Below are 15,627 nucleotides of genomic sequence, written 5' to 3' on the forward strand. Positions count from 1 at the left end.
TAGACGCCAGCCTCGAACGCAGCGATAGAGCCGGTCAGCGTCTTGGCCAATTCCGGATCATCGGCAAGAAGCAGAACGCGGCTCGTATCGACAGGGCCGGGAAACTGGATATTGCCCGGCGTCGTCGTGATCCAGCCAAGCGGGCAGTAATAATCCTGATCGCCGACCAGCAACACAAAGTGGCCTTCGCCCCTTGCTAGGGCCCGCTTGCTGACTTCCCGAGCCAGCAGCTTGCCGGCGCCGCGCTTGCGGAAGTTCGGGTGGGTCGCCAGTGGCCCAAGGAGATACCCCTTCATCCCACCAACACTGATCGGCGTCATCCAGACGGCGCCAGACGGCGTGCCGTCGACTTCCGAAATCAGGCTCAGGCTGGGATCGATCGGAAACCGCTCGCGAACCCGGAACGCCGTACGCGCAAACCGGCCGGGACCAAAGGCAATCGCCTGCAGATCCTCGACAAATGCGTCGTCGGCTGGGGTAGCGGGCCGAACGACAGGCTGGCCAGAAACGGAGGTAGCAACGGCCTCAGCCGCAACGAGCGTGGTCATGGGTCAATCCAGGAGAAGATTTATGTGCAAATGAGCATGCGGCTGCCCCTTGGGCGCCGCGCGAGAACGACCAACTAGGGTCGTCGGAACATCTGCAAAACCTTCACCATCCTGGACGCCTCCACGTCTGAATCCGCATTAGCACCAGCATGGCGGCGCGTAAATGGGAATATCGGCGTCATGGCTGAAATTCCTCCAGTGAATGGATCGGTGTATCCAAATTGCACAACGCATTGTTGCGCCCGAAGTGCCTTATCGGTTCTGATGGCGACCATTAAGTTTGCCCACAAGAGAAACGACGCCGCACGGCATGGACGCAGATGAGCGGACAATGCCGACAGCAAGATGACGAAAAAGGACCAAAGATGGGACAATTGATCGACGGCAAATGGTCGGACAAATGGTACGACACCAGCAAGACCGGCGGTAAATTCGTCCGGTCCACCTCCGGCTTCCGCAACTGGATCACCGCGGACGGCAGCCCTGGCCCCACCGGCGAAGGTGGCTATGCGGCTGAGGCCGGCCGTTACCACCTCTACGTATCGCTCGCCTGTCCCTGGGCCCACCGCACCCTGATCTTCCGCAAGCTCAAGGAACTCGAAGGCCTGATCTCAGTCTCCATCGTCTCGCCCAAAATGCCCGACGAAACCGGCTGGAGCTTCAAGACCGACGAAGGCTCGACCGGCGACACCCAGCTCGGCAAGGAATTCCTGCATCAGGTCTACACGGCCGCCAAGCCCGACTATACCGGCCGCGTGACCGTGCCTGTGCTCTGGGACAAGAAGACCAACACCATCGTGTCGAACGAAAGTGCGGAAATCATCCGCATGTTCAACACGGCCTTCAACGAGCTGACCGGCAACACCGACGATTATTATCCCGAGGCGCTGCGCGAGACGATCGATACGATCAATGCCCGCGTCTATGACGACATCAACAACGGCGTCTACAAGGCCGGCTTTGCCACCACACAGGCCGCCTACGAAGAAGCCGCCAACAAGCTCTTCGACGCCCTCGACTGGGCCGAAGGCCTACTGAGCGAGAACGCCTACCTGACCGGCGACAGCATCACCGAAGCCGACTGGCGCCTTTTCACCACTCTGGTGCGTTTCGACGCGGTCTACTTCGGCCACTTCAAGTGCAACCGTCGCCGTATCGCCGACTATCCGAACCTGTCGCACTATCTGAAGGCGCTCTACGAAGTCCCCGGCGTCAAGGAAACGGTCGATATCGGCCACATCCAGACGCACTACTACTGGAGCCACATCACCATCAATCCGCACCGCATCGTGCCGATTGGCCCGGAACTCTCGTTCCTGGACTAGCGCTCAGTACCCCCAGACATCCCGCTTGGGCGCACCGTCGAACACTTCGTCGATGCGCTGGGACGTCGCGGGGGTCACCCCTTCAGGGAGTTTTGTGATCTCGAACCAGCCCCCCTCGGCGATCTCGTGATCCTTCTTGCGCACGAAGGCAAACTCGTGCGACCGCGCCACATAAAAGAGCACGTGGTCGCGGTTCGTGACCGAACTCGAATTGTGATAGACGCCAAACAGCTCCATGGGGCCGGTCACGCGGTGCCCGGTCTCTTCCAGCGTTTCGCGCGCGCCGGAGAACTCGGCAGTCTCGCCCGGCTCGATCCCGCCGCCGGGAAACTGCCAACCCGGAATGAGCGTATGGCGGATCAGATAGACCTTGTTACCGTCGACCAGCATGACGCGGGTACCGATCGTCATGTGGCGTATGATCCCGATAATGGTGAGAAACACCTTGGCGCGCACGCGCTGGAATCGGTTCATCATGACTGGCTTCTCCGTCGAACTTGCCGCAGGGGTAGCGTTTCCTGCGCAAAAGTCGATAGCGGATTTCGCGCTTTTTCAATGCAGCCAAGCGCCTTTTTACGCGTTTGAAGCCAACCTGTTCCTGTCCGGTCACCAGATTTTGCCCGGAAAATCCGACCATCGCGGTCGATTGACCGTTTCCCTGCGTCCAGCCTTCTGGCAAAACCCCTCTCGATGACAACGCTTGCGCACATATCGGACATTCACCTCTCGCCCATGCCGGAGGTGGCTATTAGTGATCTCGTCGGCAAGCGCCTGACCGGCTACCTTAACTGGAAGCTCAAGCGCCACGGCGAACTCAATTCCGAAACGCTGACCCGCCTCGTCGCTCACATGCAGGAGCAGCAGGCGGATTTCACCGCGGTTACGGGTGATCTCACCAACCTTGCTTTGCCCGCCGAAATTCGCCGCGCCGGAAAGTGGCTGCAAGACCTCGGCGACAGCGAACGCACGGCCGTATGCCCCGGCAATCACGATGCCTATGTTCCCGGCGCGCTCGAAATGGCGCGCGAGATGTGGGGCGATTATCTCAAGGGCGAAACGCTCGAAGGCGCGCCCTTCCCCTTCGTGCGCCGCGTCGGCGACGTAGCAATCATCTCCTGCTCGAGCGCCGTGCCCACCGCACCCTTCTTCGCCATCGGGCGATTTGAAGAAAAGCAAGCCGCTCGGCTCGACCGTATCCTCAAACTCCTGGGCGACGCCGGTTACTTCCGCGTGGTGTTGATCCATCACCCGCCAAACGCCGAACTGCAGCACCCCTCTTTCGGCCTCAAGGGCCATCGCATTTTCCGCAAGGTCATCGCCACGCGTGGCGCGGAGATGATCCTTCACGGCCATACACATCGCTCCTCGATCCACCACATTCCGGGGCTCGACCACGAAGTGCCTGTTATCGGCGTCGCCGCTGCCAGCGCCGCGCAGGGCGGGACCCTGGACGATCCGGCGCGTTACAACCTCTTCCGCATCGAGAAGAACGGCAACGGCTGGTCCTGCACCATGCGCGAATACGGCTTCCAGCGCATTGGCAGCGACATAGTCATGCGCATGCAGATGCGCATCTATTGAGCGCCTGCAGCGCTTTCGCCCCACTCCCGCCATCGCTGCAAATCACCTATATGGTAGTGCAAAGCTGCGCGAGTTGCCCGTGACCGAATCCTTTTCCATTCTGCCGCCGAGTTTTGACCCCGCCACTGGTGAAGCCCGCTTCGCCTATCGTCTGGGCGACCTGAGCTTCACCGAAATTCTCGACCTGCCCAAGGGCGCCAAGGCGGAACTGGCGCAGAGCCCGGCTTTTGCAAAGCTGCTCGACCTCACCGCCTTCGTCCTGGGCGTGAGCTACTTCAAACTGCGCGCACCATTCGACATCACGGCCCCGAACATCAAGCTGACCGAAGCCGAACGCGCCTTCGTCATCGACGTCTACGAGAACGGCCTTGGCGAATTTTACGCCCGCAACAACCTCGCCCGCTTTGGTCGCCTGAAGCTGACCACAGCTGAAGACCCCGTCGCGCGAAAGCCCGCACCGCAGCTCCAGGAGCGGACCTTGCTCCCCATAGGCGGCGGCAAGGACTCCCTCGTCAGCGTCGAACTGCTGAGCCATGTCGGCGTCGACTACACCCCATTTGCCGTCAATCCCAAGGGCCCGATCATCACCTCGGTGGAAGCCATCGGTCGCCAGCCGGTCTATGTCATGCGCAAGCTCGACGCCGAAATGATCCGGCTCGGCAAGGAGCCCGGCTACTATAACGGCCACGTCCCTTCGACCGCGATCAACTCCATGATCGCCTCGCTCTGCGCCCTGCTCTACGGCTATGACCAGATCGTGCTCAGCAATGAGCGCTCGGCCAGCGAGGGCAATATCGAGTTCGACGGCCGCGAGACCAACCACCAATATTCCAAGTCGCTCGGCTTCGAGCTACTGATTGCCGACATCCTCGGAGCCGCCACCGGTGGCGCGCTGAAATACTTCTCGCTGCTGCGCCCCTATTCGGAAGCCCGCATCGCTTCGCTCTTTACACAGGGCACGCGCTTTGACGCGGTGTTTTCGAGCTGCAACCGCAATTTCCGCCTGACCGGTAATGATGGCCCGCTCTGGTGCGGCGAGTGCCCGAAGTGCCACTTCGTCTTCCTGATCTTCGCGCCCTTCATGGCCAAGGATCGGCTGCTGAAAATCTTCGGCCGCAACCTGCTCGAAGTGCCCGAATATGAAGGCTCTTTCCGCGAGCTGTCGGGCCTTGCCGGTCAAAAGCCGTGGGAATGCGTCGGCGAAATCCTCGAGGCAGCCGCCTGCTTCTATACGCTCACCCGCCACGCCGACTGGCATCAGGACGCAGTCGTGCGCGCCATAAAGACCGATCTCTTTGCTCAATATGGCGAGGAGCGGCTGCAGCTCGCCATGGCCGAGTGCCTGACCGACAGTCACGACCACCACATCCCCCCGGCGCTCGCTGCCAAGGTGGCCGCCTATGCGGTTTGAGGAACCCGTCCTGCTCTACGGCGCCGGGCGCGAAGCCACCTCCGCTCGGCAGTTCCTCAAGGGCCTCCAGCCGGACCTGAAGGTCTTCGTGACCGTGGATTCCGGCGCCGCCGATGTGCCGGAAACTGAGTCCATCGCGGCATCAGATCTTACGACAGCTATTGCCGAGCGCCGCTTTGGCACGATCGTGAAGAGCCCCGGCGTCTCGCGCTACAAGACGATTTTTGCCGCAGCGACCGAAGCCGGCATCGCGGTGACGTCGAACCTCAACCTCTGGGGCGCCACCTATCGGCAGGACCGCACAGTCATTGCCATTTCCGGCACCAAGGGAAAATCGACAACGGCAACGCTGGTCCACTTGATGCTGGCGCGTTCGGGGCTGGATGCAGGCCTCGCTGGTAATGTCGGGCTGGCTCCCCTCGAAATCGCCGACAAACACGCCATCGTGGTTTTCGAGCTGTCGAGCTACCAGACCGCCGATATGAGCTTCATCCCCGATGTCGCGGCGATCACAAATCTCTATCCCGAACACGTCGATTGGCACGGTTCGGTGGAACGCTACTACGACGACAAGCTCAACCTGGTCGACCGCGACGGCAGTTTCGCCGTCGCACTCGGCCACGCCGCCTCGGGTAACGCCCGTGTCGCCAAGGCCGTGCGCGACCATCGCCGGTTGGTAAAGCCGCTGTCGGAAGAGCAGTCCATCGCCCTTGAAGGCGCAGTCTCCCGCTCCCGCCTCAAAGGCGCGCACAATCTCGACAACGCCATTCTCGCCGCCGAGATCGCCCTGGCCGTCGGAGCCACCATGGACGGCATTCTCGCCGGCATCGCTGCCTTCCGCCCACTGCCACACCGCCTCGAAGAGCATCGCGTAGGCAACGTGACCATAGTCGATGATTCCATCTCGACGACGCCCGAAGCGACCAAGGCTGCCCTCGCCGCCTATCCCGGACGACACATCGCGCTTATCGCTGGTGGCCATGAGCGCGAACAGGACTATGCCGAACTGGCAACCCTCCTGGCGCGGCGCGGCGTGACTGCCCTCGTCACCTTGCCCGTCACCGGAACGCGTCTGGCAGCGGCAACCCGTAAGGCCACGCCCGATATGGACGTCACGGAAACCCCCGACCTCGAAACCGCTGTGACCACCCTGGCGCAAAAGCGCGAAAAGTTCGACACCATCATCCTGTCGCCCGGCGCGCCGTCATACAATCAGTTCAAGAACTTCGAAGAACGCGGCGAGCGCTTCGTCGAACTCTGCCGCACCCATTTTTCGGACGCAAAATCATGAACGGCGCCGCCTACCTTGCCATCGCCATCGTCGGCGAGGTGATCGCCACCTCTTTCCTCCGCGCCTCGGCTGGGTTCACCCAGCTCGTGCCCTCGATCGTGGTGGTGGTGGGTTATTGCGTGACCTTTTACTTCTTCTCGCTGGCCCTGCAGACCATTCCGGTCGGCATTGGCTACGCCATCTGGTCGGGCGTCGGAATCATCCTCGTCTCGATCATCGCCTTCTTCGCCTATGGCCAGACGCTGGACCTGCCGGCCTTGATCGGCATCGGGCTCATCCTTGCCGGCGTCCTGGTGATCAACCTCTTCAGCCAGTCCAGCACCCACTGATCAGTAGGCGGTCACCAGCGATAGTGCGGGAACGCCTGCATCGACGAGTGCCGTGCGAATGCGATCGAGGAGCGCGCTGTCGGTGATCCGCCGGCGCAGTTGCGTCACGATCCCCACACTCCGAAAACTCGGTACATCGAGCACCCGCGGCAGTTGACGCGCCACCTGCACATCGTCTCCCGCACCCTCGGCAGCAAGTATCACCAAGACCGGCCCGAACTCCCGATCAGAACGCGAATAGATTTCGGCAAAACGCGCTGCCTTCGCGAAATCACCATCGCGCAAGGCCGCCAGCGCCGGCACGCCGTAGTACCAGTCCGGGATGATCGTATAGGCGGACATCGCCCGCTGGGCCAAAGGCAGCGCCTGATCGAGCTGGCCCAGAAAAGCCATGTGCCGGGCGTGGGCCGCCAGGGCATCGAGATTGGACGGGTTGGACTGCATCGCCGTGCCATAGGCCGCCTCGGCCATATCGTGCTCGCCAATGGATTCATGGAGGCGCGCCCGTTGGTCCCAGACGAAGCTGCTAGTCGGCGACAGCTGTACTGCCTCAGCCAGCATAGCGCTCGCTGTGCGAACACGGTCGAGCTGCGCGGTGTTAGACAAATCGGAAGCGCCGACAGCCTCCACCGTCAGGCTCGCCATCGCCGCCAGCGCGATTCCCGTCTTCTGGTCGCTATCGATCAGAGCGGTGTAGCAGGATCGGGTACGCTCCGCGGCGCCGATGGTCGCGCTCTCGCGGTAAATCGTGAAGAGCATGCGGCAGATATAGAGGCTCTCATTACCCCTGATACTGTTTTGGCTCAGATACTGACGGGCCCTGATATGCAGCGGGCCACGCGGATTACCGAGCACATCGAGAATGCTGACAGAGAGCCGATCGATTCGCCCCGGCTCGGCAAGCTGATCCGCCGTGAGAACCAGCGAGCGATTCCACACCACGCCATTGCTCGCCAGGTCCGTGAGAATGATGTTGTACTGGAGATTGGCGGGAGTCGTTGAATCTCGCCGCACGATTCCAGTCAGCACATAGCCATCGGCCGGGCTGGGCTCTGCATTCAATTCGCCGCGCCCGCCATAGTCGACAGACAGGAAGTGCAGTTGCTGCAAACGGCTGACGAGATCGACCGCCAGCCCAGACACGGATGCAGTGATGGATGGATCGTCCGTCAGGTTCTGGAACTCCATCACCTTTAGGTTGGGTTCCTGAATCACCGCATTTGCGGTGACCTGCTGCTCCTGCCTCGGCCCCCATGTCGATAGCGAATAGGCCAGCGCTGCTGCACCTATCGCGATAACCAGCAGCACAAACCAGGACACGGTGACATGTCCGCGCTGTGCCTGTGCATCAACGGCATCAAGATCGACGAAGCTCGGTACGACCGATGTCGATATCGGTTGTACCACGCCATCGGACTCAATAAAATCAGGCACATAGCGCCCGATAGGCAGTATGATCTGCAGCCGCTCCTGCGCGCCGGGACCGCGATAATATTGATCCAGCAAGGCCCGCAGACGCCTCGCCTGAACGCGCACGATCGGATCGCTCTGGGGATCGAAATCTGTCGGGCGCCCGAAAACATCCACTGCAATGGAGTAGGCCTTGATCGATTGCGTGTCGCCGTCGAGCCGCTTGCGGACGATGTAGTCGAGAAAGCGCGTGAGTTGGGGAGACCTGGCCATTTCAGACCACGCCGTCAGGCGATCCAGCGCCGCCAGCACTGCATCCTTGTCGTCAGTGGCCTGAGCCATTTTACCCCCGTATGGAGGTTAATAGTCATCGCTTACATGTAAAAGGCAAGAGCGACTTACCTGAATTTTACGCGAGGTTGCCTACCGGCTCAGCCCGACCTCCCTCATATGACCGACGTCAGTTCGCTGAACAGACACGGTTCCCGGCGGATAGGCCCTGCTGGATGCGTGAGACCACCCAAGTGTTTCTGAACCAGCATGCGGCGCGGCGGCCGCATGTTTTTCCACAAGTGTGATTTGCCCGGCGTACTTCGGGCAGAGGTAAGCGAGTGAGCAGTCCGTTTGCGCAGGCGCCCTTCATTGGGCTGATCGACGACGATAGCCATTCGGCCCGCCTGTTCATGCGTGTGCTGGCGGCTAATGACGGCCCCGCGGTTCGTCACTATGGCGACGACGAGGAAGGGCTTGCAGATCTTGCTCAAGTGTTGAGCGATCCGCAATCGCACTGGCCCGAAGTCTTGGTTGTGGACCTCAAGGGACACAGCCGCGCCAACCTTGAATTTATCCGCCGCCACCAGTCCTGGCTGCACCAAAAGGGTGTTGCGCTGGTGGCGATGGTGCCCCCCACCGATCGGGCTGGGCGAATGGTCTATCTCGAAGCCGGCGCGACTGCCGTCTTCTTTCGCCAGCCCGAGGCCGACGCCTATCGGCACGAACTGGCGGGGATTGCGAATTTCTGGGCGCGTAGTGAGCGTCTGGATGCTGTTGGCATGTGACTCCTGCGTCCACAGGTTACGTGCCTGGACGGAGAGCAACGCTGCGAGCCACGGTTCCCACCGTGTCCTGCATTCCCAAGCGTTGCTCTCCGTCTGCGTAATACAGATGTCGATCTGCACCATCGACATCTGACACCGCTGGTTCAACTCCAAGTGAACTAGCGTGGGGGCACGGTTGCGATACCTCCCGATCGCGACCGTACGGGGGGAGAAGCATCTCGGCTTGTAGCGCTACTGTCCCTCAGCGCTGCGCGGCTACCTAATATGCTTCTCCCCGCGGCCCAATTTTTCTTCTGCCCTGCCCTCATTCACTTCTTCATCCTCCTCGGCCTTATGGCCGATGAGCCGATGCGACACGGCACGCAGGGCCGCGAGAACCAGAACCGCCAGAATCGTCGTGCCAGCCGCAAGGGTGTAAAATCCGAGAGCACAGGCTACGCCAACGGCCCCAGCCATCCACATTCCCGCGCCCGTCGTCAGCCCCTGCACACTCCCGCCGGAACGGAAGATCGCCCCCGCGCCCAAAAAGGCAATGCCGGCCGTGACGGCCTCCACCGCGCGAATGGGATCGGCCTGCGTGCCGGCCTCGCCGCCGATGGTGTGGAATATCTCGAAGGTGAGAATGGTGAAAAGTGCGGCCGCAACTGCGATGAGAATATGGGTGCGCAGTCCAGCTTCCGCGGTGCGCACCTCGCGCTCAAAGCCGATCACTGCCCCGCAAAATGCAGCAATGGCTAGTCTGATGGCGATGATATGTTCGGGAAGATAAGTCTGAGTCAGCCCAAAGCTATTGCCGGTGTCCATGTCCCGAAAATCCGAAAGTGACGCTATCGTCACAATCGCCGGGACGTGGCCTTGGTTCCCGCGTCAGGACGCCACGCGAATCTGCAGTTTCACGTCGTCCGGGCGCGCCTCGACGGCACGGTCGAAGGCGGCCTTGGAATCCTCAAAGGCGAAGGTTTCTGAAATCAACGGCTTCAAATCCACCTTACCCGAGGCGATCAACGCAATGGCGCGATCATACTGGTGAGCATACCGAAAGACATTCTCGATCCGCAGCTCCTTGGTCGAGGCGGCGGCGATGTCGACCTTGGTCGGCTCGACCGGCAGGCCGACAACCACGATGCAGCCCCCAGGCCGCGGCAGATCCATGATGGTCTCCCAGGCGCGTGGGGAACCGGAGCATTCAAACACCACGTCAGCGCCCCAACCCTCGGTCAACTCGCCGACCTTTTCGATAAGGTTGGTCTCTCGGATATTGACCGGAATGATACCCTGGTATTGCGCTGCGATATCGAGCTTGGGTTGTGCCAGATCAGCGACGATAACCCTCGCACAGCCTCCCGCAAGGGCCGCCAGCGCCACCATAGTGCCGATCGGCCCCGCGCCGAGTACCACAGCGGTATCGCCGGGAGCGATCCGGGCCTTGCTGGCCGCCTGCATGCCCACCGCGAAAGGTTCGACCATGGCGCCTTCAGCAAAGCTCACATGGTCCGGCAGCTTGAACGTGTAATTGGCCGGATGGATGACCTCGGCAGTCAGAACCCCGTGGATCGGCGGCGTCGCCCAGAAGCGGACGGCAGGATCGACATTGTACATACCGAGACGGCTGGCGCGCGAATTGGGGTCCGGAATACCCGGCTCCATGCAGACGCGATCACCAACCTTGAGGTGGCTCACGCCCGCGCCGACTTCCACCACCGTGCCCGCTGCTTCGTGGCCCAGCACCATCGGCGCGTCCACGACGAACGGCCCAATGCGGCCATGGGTGTAGTAGTGCACGTCCGAGCCGCAGACGCCGACAGTATGGATGGCAATCCTCACCATGCCGGGCCCGACCTCAAGCGGCAGGTCAATTTCCCGCAGACCGAGTTCATGCTGCTTTTCGAGAACCAGCGCGCGCACCTTGGCCATGACATCCTCCTGAATCGACCGACCGAGCATTAGCCCATCGCCTGAGCAACGGCCAGTACCTAGAGGGGATGAAAGGCCGCTCAATTTCTCCAGTAAAGATCGCGACTTATTCCGGCATCGACGCCCACTCACAAGATGCGCGGGCGTCGGGTTACCGCCTAGCTTCCCGGCGCTGCCGGCATGGCGATGCTGTAAATGATGTAGATCACCACAAAGGCGATCACGATGCCGATCAGCGACATCGCCAGCACGCGCGAGTTCATTTTCCGCGAGCTACCCTGACGCACCTCGGTCGTACTCTTGTGCGGATCATAGGTTTCCATAACGTTCTCCCAAAAAGTGTCGAGATTTCAACGTTTGCCGAACAGCAGGGTTCCGTAGCGGGGGCTTGACGCGGCGAACGGACCGACCGACCTTTCGGCATGTTCAGCCCAGAGTCCGTAGATATGACCACCTCTGCCCTCCTCACCCGCATGATCATGGCCGGACAGGGCAAGGAACCGGCAGACCTCGTCATCCGCAATGTCGGCATGCTCGATGTCATCACCGGAGCGGTCACCGTCACTGATATTGCCATCGTCGCCGACAGAATCGTGGGCACCCACGCCCGCTACGAGGGCAAGCAAGAAATCGACGGCACCGGCCGCTTCGCCGTTCCCGGTTTCATCGATACCCATCTCCATATCGAATCCTCGCTGGTCACCCCGCTGGAATTCGACCGCTGCGTGCTGCCGCATGGCGTCACCACCGTGCTCTGCGATCCCCACGAGATCGCCAATGTGCTGGGGGCGGAAGGCATCCGCTATTTCCTCGACAGTGCCGAGCGCACCATCATGGATGTGCGCGTCAATCTATCCTCCTGCGTTCCGGCAACGCCCTTTGAAACCGCCGGCGCTCAGCTCGAAATAGAAGACCTGCTTCCCTTCCGCAGCCACCCGAAGGTCCTGGGCCTTGCGGAAATGATGAATTTCCCGGGCGTGCTCAACGCCGATCCCGGCATTCTCGCCAAACTCGTCGCCTTCCAGGGCGACCACATCGATGGCCACGCCCCGCTTCTCCTCGGCCAGAGCCTCAACGGCTATCTCGCCGCCGGCATCCGCACCGACCACGAAGCCACCAGTGCCGCCGAAGCGCGCGAAAAGCTCGCCAAGGGCATGGCGATCCTCATACGCGAAGGCTCAGTCTCCAAGGACCTGCAGGCACTCGCCGAAATCCTCGACGAGAACACCTCCGCCTTCGTCGCCCTCTGCACCGATGATCGCAATCCCCTCGACATCGCCGAGGAAGGTCACCTCGACAGCTCCATTCGCCGCCTCATCGCTATGGGGCGTCCCCTCCACCACGTCTACCGCGCCGCCAGCCACTCGGCCGCCCGTATCTTCGGCCTCCGCGATCGCGGCCTCCTCGGCCCCGGCTGGCGCGCAGATATTGCCATTGTCGATAGCCTCGAAGACTGCCGCGTCTCCGACGTCATCGCCGCCGGCCGCGTCGTCACCCCCGAGCTGTTCGAAACCCGTGGCACAGTCGCTCCCGTCGGCCTGACCTCGGTCAAGGCGAAGCCCGTCACCGCGGAAGCCTTCATCACCGAACCAAAACCCGGCCAGAACCGCGTGCCAGTGGTTGGGGTCAAGCCGGGCCTGATCCTTACCTTCCGCGAGGAGGCAACTCTGGCCTCGACCGAAAATGGCCTTCAGCCAGACACCGACGCCGACGTCATCAAGGTCGCGGTGATCGAGCGGCACGGCAAGAACGGCAATATCGGCCGTTCCTTTGTGAAGGGTTTTGGCCTCAAGCGCGGCGCCATTGCCTCCTCAGTCGGTCACGATAGCCACAACATCACCGTCGTCGGCGCCACCGACGAGGACATGGCCGTCGCCGTCAATCGCCTCATTGAACTGGGCGGCGGCTTTGCCGTTGCCGACGGCGGCAGGGTCACGGCCGAATTGGCACTGCCCATAGCCGGCCTGATGAGCCTAAAGAACTTCGAAGACGTCGCCCACGACCTCCACCACCTGCGCGACGCCGCCAAGGCGCTCGATTGCGTCCTGCCCGAACCCTTCCTGCAGGTCGCCTTCCTCGCCCTCCCTGTCATCCCCCACCTCAAGATGACTGACCGCGGCCTCTTCGACGTCGACAAGTTCGATTTCGTGAGCTGATCGATGAGCCTGTCCTCGCTCTATCTCGCCTGGGTCGAAGACCTGCCGCCGCGGCTAAACGGCGTGACGAAAACGCGTGGACTGTCCCTCACCATGGATGACGGCGTTATCCTCAAGACTGACCATTACGCCCCCCGCGCCGATGGTCCTCACCCGACCATCCTGATGCGCCTCCCCTACGGGCGGCGCGGTTTTAGCGCCATTTGCGAGGCCTATGCCGAGCGCGGCTTTCACGTCGTCATCCAGGCCTGCCGCGGCACCGAACGTTCGGGCGGCGAATTCGACCCCTTTGCCAATGAGCGGGCCGATGGCCTCGCGACACTCAAGTGGATCGAGGAGCAAATCTGGTTCGACGGCCGCATCGGCCTCACTGGCCCCAGCTATCTCGGCTACGCCCAATGGGCCATTTCCGACGCCCTGCCCCCCGTCGCTGCCATGGCCACCAAGGTGACCACCTCCAATTTCCGCCCCGTCGTCTTCCCCTCCGGCGCCTTCCATCTCAATCTTTGGCTGAGCTGGGTCCAAGTCATCGAAGGCCTGCGCGGCCGCCCGCTGGCGACCGCCGCCCGCATGTTCTCCGGCGATATCGAACGCCGCACCGACCGCGCGGCCGCGGCGTTGCCACTCATCGAGGCCGATAAGATCGCCGTGGGCCACAAGATCGGCTTCTGGCGTCACTGGTTCGAACACGCCATCGGCAATGACGAGTTCTGGAAAGAGATCGACCACAGCCATCGCCTGTCGAAGACGACGCCTCCGGTGCATTTCATCTCCGGCTGGTACGACTTCATGCTCGATCCCCTCCTCGCCGACTATCAGCGCCTCGTCGAGCTTGGCCACCAGCCCTATCTCACCATCGGCACCTGGTTTCACATCGCCGAGGAATTGCAGCGCGACAATCTCCGCGAAACCCTGATTTGGATGCGCGCCAAACTGCTGGGCGATACGACAGGCCTGCGCAAGAACCCGGTTCGCATCCACATTTCTGGCGCGAACGAATGGCACGAATTCGACCGCTACCCGCCGGGCCCGCCCTCGCCGATCAATTTCAATATCGGCCCCAACCGACAACTAGCTGAGGACCACAGCAGCGCCGGCAGCGATAGCTATCGCTACGATCCCAACAACCCCACGCCCAATCTCGGCGGCGCCATTTTTGCCTTCACCGGCGCCGGCGCCCAGGACAATGCCCCGCTCGAAACCCGCTCTGACGTCCTCACCTATACCGGCCCAGCGCTCCTCAAGCCGCTGACGATCATCGGCCAGAGCCAGATCCGCCTCCGCGCCCGCGCCAGCCTTCCCCACGCCGACTTCTTCGTGCGTCTCTCCGATGTCGACCCCAATGGCGTCTCGACCAATATCTGCGACGGCTTCCTCCGCGCAACGCCGGAGACAGCAACCCAAGCCGACGGAAGCTGGACGCTGACCTTCCCCCTCCACGCCACGGCCCACAGCTTCCGCGCCGGCCATCGCCTGCGCCTCCTGATCGCCTCTGGCGCCCACCCGCGCTATGCCCGCAACCCCGGCACCGGCGAGCCCATCAGCACCGCCACGACATTGCTCGCCAACGACATCGAGATCCTGCACGACGGCACCGGCATCACCCTACCGACCCACGAACTAATCTGACATTGACGATCAGCATTTAATCCCTTAGTGCCGCTGCAGCATTTGAGGGAGCCCAACCATGGCGGAAGAAAAGTCCGTATTGCAGCCGACCAGCGACGAAGCCCGGCGCCAGGCGAAAACCCTGATCCGTTCCGCCCGCTACGGCGCATTGGCAACGCTTGATCCGCAGACCGGCGCTCCGCAGGTCACCCGCGTTGGCGTCTCCACCGATTTCGACGGCGCCCCGGTCCTACTGATCTCGGGCCTAGCCGCCCACTTCCCGGCCCTCGGGGCTGACGGCCGCTGCTCCCTGCTGCTCGGCGAAACCGGCAAGGGCGATCCCCTTGCCCACCCGCGCATTTCTATCGCCGCCGAGGCCAAAATTCTCGAACGCGACGATGCCGATAGCCAGCGCATCGCCGCCCGCTATCTGGCACACCAGCCCAAGGCAAAGCTCTACGCCGAACTGGGCGACTTCCGCTTCGTGCGGCTCGAACCGCGCTCCGCCAGCCTCAATGGCGGCTTCGGCAAGGCCTTCGCCCTCACCGCCGAAGACCTGCTCTCCAACGGCGACCCGGCCCTTGCCGCCGCTGAGGGCCATGCCGTCGAGCACATGAACGAAGACCACTTTGAAGCCGTCGACCTATACGCCCGCCACTACGCCAAGGCGCCATCGGGCAAGTGGGTCCTCACCGGCATCGACGCCGAAGGCATCGACATCGCCGACGGCGACGACATCCGCCGCATCTTCTTCGAAAAGCCGATCGCCGTGCCCCAGGACATGCACATGGTGCTCGTCCAAATGGCCCGCGCCGCCCGCGTCGCATTTATGGAAGCATAAAGCTCTTCACCGCTTCATTCCGGCGAAGGCGGGAGTCTCTAGTCCGAAAACAGATCCCCGCTTTCGCGGGGATGACACCGTGTTGAGGGGCCTACTTCGCCTCCCGCGCCTTCACCTTGCGCCGCGCGGCATGCAAGATAGGCTCGGTATATCCA

16 protein-coding genes are annotated in these 15,627 nt (G+C 62.1%); 10 read left to right on the forward strand and 6 right to left on the reverse strand.

What is annotated here, in order from left to right; genetic code table 11:
- Window positions 1-548: GNAT family N-acetyltransferase (locus tag ABW043_RS22790; protein ID WP_353923481.1), on the reverse strand; the 548-nt coding region annotated here is incomplete at its 3' end.
- A 365-nt stretch (window positions 549-913) separates the two neighbouring features.
- Here ABW043_RS22790 and ABW043_RS22795 point away from each other — a divergent pair.
- Window positions 914-1,873, forward strand: a complete 960-nt coding sequence (locus tag ABW043_RS22795; RefSeq protein WP_353923482.1) for a glutathione S-transferase family protein — start codon at window positions 914-916, stop codon at window positions 1,871-1,873.
- Window positions 1,874-1,876: 3 nt separating this feature from the next.
- Here ABW043_RS22795 and ABW043_RS22800 read toward each other — a convergent pair whose 3' ends face one another.
- Complete coding sequence (locus ABW043_RS22800) at window positions 1,877-2,350, reverse strand: NUDIX domain-containing protein (protein ID WP_353923483.1); 474 nt, start codon at window positions 2,348-2,350, stop codon at window positions 1,877-1,879.
- On the opposite strand from ABW043_RS22800, the gene ABW043_RS22805 reads away from it, so the two are divergent.
- From ABW043_RS22805 to ABW043_RS22825, 5 genes are all read left to right on the forward strand, one after another.
- Window positions 2,349-2,567 carry a hypothetical protein gene (locus ABW043_RS22805; RefSeq protein WP_353923484.1) on the forward strand — a complete coding sequence of 73 codons (219 nt, stop codon included), beginning with the start codon at window positions 2,349-2,351 and terminating at the stop codon, window positions 2,565-2,567. The two genes, ABW043_RS22800 and ABW043_RS22805, sit on opposite strands and share 2 nt — an antisense overlap.
- A complete protein-coding gene (locus ABW043_RS22810; RefSeq protein WP_353923485.1) occupies window positions 2,564-3,454 on the forward strand; it encodes a metallophosphoesterase family protein in 891 nt (296 codons plus the stop codon). The genes ABW043_RS22805 and ABW043_RS22810 overlap by 4 nt, the downstream gene beginning before the upstream one ends.
- Before the next feature lie 79 nt (window positions 3,455-3,533).
- A complete protein-coding gene (locus tag ABW043_RS22815; protein WP_353923486.1) occupies window positions 3,534-4,865 on the forward strand; it encodes a MurL-like N-terminal domain-containing in 1,332 nt (443 codons plus the stop codon).
- On the forward strand, window positions 4,855-6,156 hold the full coding sequence (gene murD / locus ABW043_RS22820) for a UDP-N-acetylmuramoyl-L-alanine--D-glutamate ligase (RefSeq protein ID WP_353923487.1): 1,302 nt from the start codon (window positions 4,855-4,857) through the stop codon (window positions 6,154-6,156). The genes ABW043_RS22815 and murD overlap by 11 nt, the downstream gene beginning before the upstream one ends.
- Window positions 6,153-6,485, forward strand: coding sequence for an SMR family transporter (locus tag ABW043_RS22825; RefSeq protein WP_353923488.1), 333 nt, complete (start codon window positions 6,153-6,155; stop codon window positions 6,483-6,485). The genes murD and ABW043_RS22825 overlap by 4 nt, the downstream gene beginning before the upstream one ends.
- On the opposite strand, the gene ABW043_RS22830 is transcribed toward ABW043_RS22825, so the two are convergent.
- Complete coding sequence (locus tag ABW043_RS22830) at window positions 6,486-8,237, reverse strand: tetratricopeptide repeat protein (RefSeq protein WP_353923489.1); 1,752 nt, start codon at window positions 8,235-8,237, stop codon at window positions 6,486-6,488.
- 269 nt (window positions 8,238-8,506) lie between these two features.
- On the opposite strand from ABW043_RS22830, the gene ABW043_RS22835 reads away from it, so the two are divergent.
- Window positions 8,507-8,953: a hypothetical protein gene (locus ABW043_RS22835; RefSeq protein WP_353923490.1), complete on the forward strand. Its 447-nt coding sequence runs from the start codon at window positions 8,507-8,509 to the stop codon at window positions 8,951-8,953.
- Window positions 8,954-9,208: 255 nt separating this feature from the next.
- On the opposite strand, the gene ABW043_RS22840 is transcribed toward ABW043_RS22835, so the two are convergent.
- The 3 genes from ABW043_RS22840 to ABW043_RS22850 all read right to left on the reverse strand — a co-directional run bounded on the left by ABW043_RS22840 (window position 9,209) and on the right by ABW043_RS22850 (window position 11,190).
- Complete coding sequence (locus ABW043_RS22840) at window positions 9,209-9,757, reverse strand: MgtC/SapB family protein (protein WP_353923491.1); 549 nt, start codon at window positions 9,755-9,757, stop codon at window positions 9,209-9,211.
- Window positions 9,758-9,820: 63 nt separating this feature from the next.
- Window positions 9,821-10,867 carry an NAD(P)-dependent alcohol dehydrogenase gene (locus tag ABW043_RS22845; protein WP_353923492.1) on the reverse strand — a complete coding sequence of 349 codons (1,047 nt, stop codon included), beginning with the start codon at window positions 10,865-10,867 and terminating at the stop codon, window positions 9,821-9,823.
- Window positions 10,868-11,025: 158 nt separating this feature from the next.
- Window positions 11,026-11,190 carry a hypothetical protein gene (locus tag ABW043_RS22850; protein ID WP_353923493.1) on the reverse strand — a complete coding sequence of 55 codons (165 nt, stop codon included), beginning with the start codon at window positions 11,188-11,190 and terminating at the stop codon, window positions 11,026-11,028.
- 123 nt (window positions 11,191-11,313) lie between these two features.
- Here ABW043_RS22850 and ade point away from each other — a divergent pair, with 123 nt between their 5' ends.
- The 3 genes from ade to ABW043_RS22865 are packed head-to-tail and all read left to right on the forward strand — an operon-like array spanning window position 11,314 to window position 15,472.
- A complete protein-coding gene (gene ade / locus ABW043_RS22855; protein ID WP_353923494.1) occupies window positions 11,314-13,023 on the forward strand; it encodes an adenine deaminase in 1,710 nt (569 codons plus the stop codon).
- A 3-nt stretch (window positions 13,024-13,026) separates the two neighbouring features.
- The gene (locus ABW043_RS22860; protein ID WP_353923495.1) at window positions 13,027-14,652 is read left to right on the forward strand and encodes a CocE/NonD family hydrolase; all 1,626 of its coding nucleotides are present in this window, start codon (window positions 13,027-13,029) and stop codon (window positions 14,650-14,652) included.
- 58 nt (window positions 14,653-14,710) lie between these two features.
- Complete coding sequence (locus ABW043_RS22865) at window positions 14,711-15,472, forward strand: HugZ family pyridoxamine 5'-phosphate oxidase (protein WP_353923496.1); 762 nt, start codon at window positions 14,711-14,713, stop codon at window positions 15,470-15,472.
- Window positions 15,473-15,627 lie beyond the last annotated feature (155 nt).

This window comes from Devosia sp. (assembly GCF_040509215.1).
GTDB lineage: Bacteria > Pseudomonadota > Alphaproteobacteria > Rhizobiales > Devosiaceae > Devosia.